General features: G+C 68.4%; 3 protein-coding genes and 1 pseudogene. 3 read left to right on the top strand and 1 reads right to left on the bottom strand.

The window, feature by feature from the left end; all coding sequences use genetic code 11:
* The 3 genes and pseudogenes from ACY34K_RS33560 to ACY34K_RS33550 all read left to right on the top strand — a co-directional run.
* Window positions 1–813, top strand: a pseudogene (locus ACY34K_RS33560) (hypothetical protein); the annotation flags it as partial.
* A 332-nt stretch (window positions 814–1,145) separates the two neighbouring features.
* The gene (locus ACY34K_RS33555) at window positions 1,146–1,832 is read left to right on the top strand and encodes a DUF5753 domain-containing protein (RefSeq protein ID WP_462754003.1); all 687 of its coding nucleotides are present in this window, start codon (window positions 1,146–1,148) and stop codon (window positions 1,830–1,832) included.
* Window positions 1,799–1,990 (top strand): DUF397 domain-containing protein, encoded by a 192-nt coding sequence (locus tag ACY34K_RS33550; RefSeq protein WP_462754001.1) that lies wholly within the window; start codon window positions 1,799–1,801, stop codon window positions 1,988–1,990. Before ACY34K_RS33555 ends, ACY34K_RS33550 begins: the two co-directional genes overlap by 34 nt.
* 138 nt (window positions 1,991–2,128) lie before the next feature.
* Here ACY34K_RS33550 and ACY34K_RS33545 read toward each other — a convergent pair whose 3' ends face one another.
* On the bottom strand, window positions 2,129–6,340 hold the full coding sequence (locus tag ACY34K_RS33545; protein ID WP_462753999.1) for a hypothetical protein: 4,212 nt from the start codon (window positions 6,338–6,340) through the stop codon (window positions 2,129–2,131).
* Window positions 6,341–7,120 lie beyond the last annotated feature (780 nt).

Below are 7,120 nucleotides of genomic sequence, written 5' to 3'. Positions count from 1 at the left end.
AGGGGCGCCGGTTCGCTGGAGTACATCGTGGCGGCCGTACCCCCGTCGGCTGCGCTGATCGCGTTCGGTGCGCTGATGAGGCAGGTACACGACCGCCTCGCCACCGATCCCGAGGTCCCCGTACCCGAGCAGCCGAGTACACCGGAGTACACCCCGGTCGCGCACGGGTACACCCCGCCGCCTGTACCCGTGGAGGTGTACCCGCACCCCGCTGAGCAGAGCCCGGTGTACTCCGTACCCGAGGTGCCGCGGACCCCGGAGCCGGAGGCAGCTGCGGTTCCGGTCCTCGAGGAGACGCCTGTACCCCAGGCGCTGGTGGACGCCCCTGCGGAAGTCGCCGAGGTACAGGCTGCACCTGCTCCGGCCCTGCCGCTGGCGGACGTCCTGGACCGGTTCCGGGACCTGGAAGCGATGGTCCGCCACAACCCGGACGTCTCTGACCGGGTGTACTCCGCTCGAGCCGCCCGTACCCGGGCCGAGGTACACGCCGAGTACGTACCCGAGACGGAGCCTGCCGGTGTACCCGTCGACGAGCCCGCTGTACCCGCGGCGGACGCCCGCGCGGAGGGTACAGGGGTACACGCGGTTGCCGATACCGAGCCCGTACCCGACGAGGAGTACACCCAGGACGACCGAGACGATGACGTGGAGTACCCCGTACCCGACGTACTCCTGCCGCGGGTTGAGGTGGACTTCGCCGACGTCTTGAACGCGGGGGCAACCCCTTCGGTGCGCAAGCTGCGGCAGGCGTACTCCATCGGCCAGAAGCGGGCCCAGGCGATCCAGCAGCAGCTGACCGGCGCCCCAGCCTGACGACTTACTTCCTTCCCGCCGGCCGGGGAAATCCCGTGTCGACCCCCTCCCAGAGGGTCGAAACCGGGCCCTCCCGGCGGGAGGACGAAGGAGTAAGTCCCACTCCGACTGCGACTGACGCTCCTCCTGCGCCCTCCCGGTGCAGGTCAGAGAGGGGATCCCTCAAGTCGGAGTCGCAGTCGAAGTGGAACTTCGACTTACCGCCGGGCTCTTACCGGACCGGTCCAGTCGAGAGGAGGCGGTAAGTCCCGGGACACGTAAGAGGTATGTGAGCGACACCTCACCGGGAGTAGCTTGTGACGCACTATCAACCCCCCATCGGAGGAGAGCCGATGACGTCTCGGAAGGAAGCCGCCGACCTTGTCCGCGGCACCCTCGACCCATCCAGGGCCGGTCTGTGGCGAGCAACCAGCGAAGACACCCAGGTCGACCACATCAGCAGGCTGACGCGCCTGGAGAGCGCCGCCGACTCGATCCAGGCCTGGCACCCGACACTGATCCCCGGAATGCTGCAGACCTATCAGTACGCCGTGGAAGCCATCCAGACCGCGGCCCCATCGCTGCCCATCGAGCAGGTATCGGACCGGGCCGACGCGCGGGCACAGCGCATCGAGGCTCTCGGGTACGGGTCTGAACGCCGGGCATGGTTCATCATCGACGAGCAGGTTCTGCGGCGGCCGGTGGTCTCGAGGTCAGTTCTCGTCGAGCAGATGGAACACCTGCTGAACGTCGTCTCGCTGCGGTCGGCGGTCACGCTGCAGGTCCTGCCCCTGTCGTCAGGAGGGCATCCGGGGCTCACCGGAGCGTTCACCCGCTACCGTCTGGGCTCGGCCAACGCGGTCTTCATCGAGACGCTGACCGGTTCCGTCATCTCCACCAGGCCTGAGGACATCGCGGCCTACTCCCATGCATACGATCACCTGCAGGCGGCGGCCGCCAGCCCGGCGGAGTCGCTCAAAATGATCGACTCAGCGAGGAGAGCGCTGTGCATGCAATCGACGATGAGCTTGTCTGGGTGAAGTCGACGTACACCGACTCTGGCGCATGTGTGGAGTGGGCGCGTCCCGCCGGCGCGGTGCTGGTGCGGGACAGTAAACGCCCGGATGGTGCCCGGATAGCCCTCAGGCATTCGGCCTGGTCGGCACTCGTCGACTGGGCCAAGACCCATACGGTCTAGCCGCACGGAACCCCCGCCACAGGAGAGTTGTGGCGGGGGTTCTGTCGTGTCATGACGGGTCCATCATGCCGGAACATCCCGGACCCAGCGGCGACGCGGAACGGGCCGATTCTGCCGCTTCCTTGTCACGTAACTCTGTCATCCCCTCCGTCCGGTGATCGCCCGGGCGATCGGCCTCAGCGTGGCGTCGACCCGGTAGTCGGCCCGGTTGTCGACGAAGGCCGTGAACTCGTGGCCGTCGACGACCAGGCGCAACGGGTCACCGGGCTGCAGGCCGGACGGGACTGCCGCCTTGGAGACGAGGGCGTTGGCCTGCTGGGTGGTGAAGACCGGCTCGGGCCGGCCGGTGCCGTTGTAGGCCAGGTTCAGCCCGGGCTGGAGGTAGCCGCCGGAGTCGTACTTGCCCGGCTGGAAGCCGTACCAGGAGGTGAACAGCTTGTCGTTGTAGCCGCGGGCCCTCGCGCCGACGACCACGCCATCACCACCGCGCGATTCGACCTTGGTGCGGCCGATGGTGCCTGCGGTGTGGCCGACACCGGCGTGCGTGATGCCGACCCGGAAAGGTGAGTTGCCGTTGCGGACCCAGCCGGGCGGGGTGCCGCCGTTGAACGCGTGCGTCGACCAGCGGCGGTGTGGCTTCTGGCCGCGGATCACCGATTCGATCGCGGACATGAAACCGGAGCAGTCCCAGCTCGGGTTGCCGTTGCCGCCCCACTGGTAGGGCAGCCCGTGCTGGGTCTTGGCCCACTTCAGGGCGGCCTGGATGCGAGGCCCGCCGATACCGCCGGCGCCCTTGCTGTCTGCGGTCTTCGAGTAGCCGAAGATCGCGTCCAGGATCCTCGTCGGGATACGGCGGATCATGCGGCCGAAGTTCGTGTCCGCCCCGGGGAACTGGGCCAGCAGCGGATCCACCGCGTACTTCACACCAGCCCGGGCCGACGACTCGAGGCTGTCAGCCAGCCACGACGCGCCCTTCTTGACCCCGTTCCACACAGCCGACCCGGCGCCGGCGACCTTCTTGCCGATCCAGCCGAAGATGCCGCCGTCCGCGTAGCGCAGGGACTGGTCGACCGACGTAGCCGGGTTCCCTCCGAGGGCCGGCGCCAGGGCGGCCTTCACGCCGGACGCGCCGCGGCTGCGGGCGATGGCGTTCATCCCGTGAACGAAGCCGGAGCCGACAGCGCGGGTGAACTCGGGCCGCATGATGGCCTCGCCACCACTGAGCTCGAGGCCGCCGCCGGTCGGGGAGTAGAACTTGTGGACGTCCTTGCCCGGGGTGTAGCCGGGCAGGACACCGCCGCGGGCGAAGCCGGGCGGCAGGACCATCGCCTTGATCGGGTCGGCGCCGAACGCGGTCGCGACCTTGTTCCACGTCGGGACGATGCCCTTGTTGTAGACCGTGTTGATCAGGAACTTCACGGGCTTCTTGGCGATGTCCTGCACCTTGGACCAGGCGGTGCCGATGAAGTTCTTCGCGTCCTCAAAGGACTTCCCGACCTTGTCGATCCCGGACTTGATGTTGTCGAACGCGGGCTTGAGGGCGTTGTCCCACAGCCACTTGCCCTTGTCGCCGATCCACGTGAACACCGGGGAGAGGATCTTGTCCCAGACCCATTTGATGCCGGAGCCCAGGGCGTCGAACGTCTTCTTGGCTTCGGTGAACGCCGGCTTGAGCATGTTCTCCCAGAGCCATTTGGCCTTGTCTCCGACCCAGCCGAACACCGGGCTGAGGACCTTCTCCCACAGCCACTTGGCGACAGTCCCGATGCCCTGGAACGCCCACACCAGGCCGTCGAAGGCGGGCTTCAGGATGTTGTTCCAGACGAACGAGACGGTTTGCTTGATGCCCTCCCAGGCTGTCTGGACGATGTTCCGGAACGTCTCGCTGTGCTGGTAGGCGTAGATCAGCGCCACGACCAGTGCCATGACCGCGGTGACGATCAGGCCGATGATGTTCGCGCGCATCGCCGCATTCAGCGCGATCGTCTGCCCCGTCATCAGGGCCGTGACCACGCCGGCCGCGGCCATCGCGCCCCGCCAGATCGCCATCGCCAGCGCGGCGAGCTTGGCCCCGATCGCGATCGACGCCAGGGTCACGCCGATGAACGTCAGCACCTCGGTCGGAATGGCTGTCAGCCCTGCGGAGAGCACGTTGATGAACGACTGTGCGGTGCCTGCCAGCGGCGCCAGCGCCACGCCCAGTTTCAGGATCGCTCCCAGCAGGTTGCCGATCGTCTCAGCGAGGAACGGGGCCTGCTCCGAGCTGTACGACAGGAACCGCTCGAACTCCGGAGACCCCTTCAGGCTGGTCCCCCAGGTAGCGAACCGGGCCGTGATGGCGCTCATGCGGTCCGAGATGGACTGCATGTGCGGCAGGAAGGCCTGTACGACCCCGGCCATGCCCTTGAAGACGTTCCCGAACGACGTGCCCAGGCCGACGATCGCAGGCTCAACGGAGCCAGCGAGGTCAGCCTTGAAGTCTTTCCACCAGGGGCTCTTGAACCCGGCCGACACCTTGTCCTGCAGCTGCCCGATCGCCCGGGCCGCCGCAAGCACGAACGGTGTCAGCCCCGGCAGGGACCTGCGGATACCGTCCAAGGCCCGCGTGAAGAGAGGCATCACCGCCGGCTGCAGGCTGCGTGACCAGGCGCCGAACGCGCCCCTCAGAGCGACGAAGCTGTTGAACGTGCCCCTGGCCGCCGGCGTCATCTTCGCCAGGGCGGCCTGGTACTTCGCCTGAGCGGCGGCCGCCGTGTTCGCTCCGCCAGCTGCGGACATCTGCGCCGAAGCGATCTGCCGCTGAGCCGACGCGATCGAATCCGCCGCCGACTGCTGGGCCGCGGAAACTCCCTGCTGGGCGTCGACGATGCGCTGCTGGGCCGCCGTGATGTCCTGAGCGTTCTGCACCTGGACCCTGGCTTGCTCCTGCTGCGCGTCCTTCACTCCGCGCGCCTCGTCGGCCACCCGCTGCTGAGCCTGGGCAACCCTGTCCTGAGCGTCGACGACAGCCCTTGAGCCCTCGACCCCGGCCTGGTTCGCCTCCGCCGTCTCTGCTTTCAGCTGCGCGTGCTCACGCCGCTGGGCCTCGAGGGCGGCTACCGCCTGGTCGAGCGTCAGCTGGGCCTGGTCCCGCTCGAGCTCGGTGGCTGAGGTGTCCGCACGCGTACGGTTCAGGTCCTCCTGGGCCTGCCTGACGCGGAGGATCGCCGCACGCTCATCAAGGGCGGAGCCGGCGAGCCGCTCGTTGAGGTCCTGCAGCTGCTCGGCGGCCGTCTTCCTCGCCGCGGTGAGGTCTTCCTGGGCCCGCTGAGCGTCCTTCTGCGCGTCCCTCAGGGACCGTTCGGCGTCCTGCACCTGCCGGGCGGCCTGCTGGGCCCGCTGCGATGCCTGAGCGGCGACCTGGGCGGCGTTCTGCCGGGCCTTGGTCACCTGCTGCTGCGCGGCCGCTACCTGCCGGGCGCCGTTCCGTTCCGCCGCGGCGAGTGCCTGGCTGGCGGACGCCATCTGAATGGCCCGCTGCTGAGCGGCCACCGCTGCGGCCGCGCCGCCGTTCGTGGCCGATGTCGCCGCTTCCTGGGCGGCCTTCTGCGCCTGCAGCGCACCAGCCACGTCCCTCAGCCCGGGCGCGGCCGCGGCTGCGATGGCGCCGAGCCCGACACTGGCCGCTACACCTGCGGCCGCCACAGCTCCCAGGCCGGCCGCCACGATGGGCAGCGCGGGCAGGATCGCCGGGCCGAATGCGGCCGCGGCCGTCGTGAGCATCCCGAACGAGCGGACCGACGGATCGACCCGGACGTTGACCTCCTGGCCGTCGAGCCTCGATATCTCCGCCCGCAGCGCGTCCAGCTCGGCCCTGGCCTGCCCCGTGTCGACGCGGACGTTGACGTCCGGGTGGCTGGCGCCGAGCCGCTGCAGGTCCCGCTCGAGGCGCTCAATCTCGGCAAGGGCGGTAGCCGCGTCGACGTCGACGCCCACCTGCCTGTTCCCCAGCGTCTCCAGACGGGCTCGCAGACGGGCCAGGTCAGCGTTGAACCCGGCCTCCCCGATCCGCACGTCCGCCCGGGGAAGGTTCCGCATCGCAGCTTCGAGGCGGGTGCGGAACGTTCGGGCGAACGCGCCGCCCACATCCGAGCCCTGACGGCCGGCCGCTACAGTCGCCTGCCGGCCGCCGCGCTGAACGCCATCCCGGACAGCGGACGTCACCTGGACCATGACGTGCTGGCCGATGGTCCGGGCCATCTCCTCGCCGACGCGGTTCGCGCTCGGCAGCATCCCGGCCCGTAGCCGGGAGTAGATCCCTCTCGTGTTCGGGATGACGTCGACTTCGACGGACCCCACAGTGATCGCCATGAGTTGCTCCCTTCGAGCAGTCCTGGCGCGGGCCCTGAAGGAAGGTCAAGCAGGTCTGGTCAGAGCAGACCAGGGTGAGGCTCATCAGGTCGACGACGACCAGGACCACGAGCAGCAGCACGGAAAGCAGCAGCCTCCGAAGCTGTCTTCTGCCGGTGACACGGATCGCACGCACCCTGAAGCGCCTCGAGCCGATGGTCATCGGTCATCGGCAGGATGTGGTCAGCCACCACCGACGGCCGGATGCCACATATCCGGCAAACCGGATCCCTGGCGAGCACCTGCGCCCGTAGCGTCCGCCAGTTCTTCGGCAGACGCGACGTCCGCCGGCTCGTACCCCAGTTGTGGGCCATCTTCGGATCACTCCAATCGGGTCAAAAAGGGTGGGGACAGGGGCCCCGGGTTGCCCCTTCCGGATCGATACCGCCTAGATCAAGACCACCTTGCGTGCCCTGATCTGCTGTTTTCTCGAACCGTGGTCACTTGATTACGCAGAGTGTCGAAACCTGGAAACCCGTCCGCAATGTCAGCTGCTATACGTCTTCGATGGCTGAGGGGCCTGGGGAGGGGGGAACACCCCCTGGGCGGATCATCCTGGTTTGGGGTGCGGTCCGGCCGGCTGAAACTCGACCGGACCGCAGGGCCGGCGCTGGCGGCGCTGAAGATCAAAGCCCTTCCGCCATGGGTCCCGCTGCAGTCATTCCCAGCTGCTTGGGTGCCTTTGACGCCGACGTTCATGGGTCAGCCTGCCAGTGCTCGTCGCACTGCGGCGACTGCTGC

Source organism: Streptomyces sp. STAM6 (genome assembly GCF_054963715.1).
Note: the sequence above shows the minus strand (reverse complement) of the source record. Positions and strands in the feature narration are given on the sequence as shown.

What these genes read in the sequence shown, in the direction of transcription:
- ACY34K_RS33545 (WP_462753999.1), bottom strand. Translation starts at nt 6,340, where the DNA reads ATGGCGATCACTGTGGGGTCCGTCGAAGTCGACGTCATCCCGAACACG.
- ACY34K_RS33555 (WP_462754003.1), top strand. Translation starts at nt 1,146, where the DNA reads ATGACGTCTCGGAAGGAAGCCGCCGACCTTGTCCGCGGCACCCTCGAC.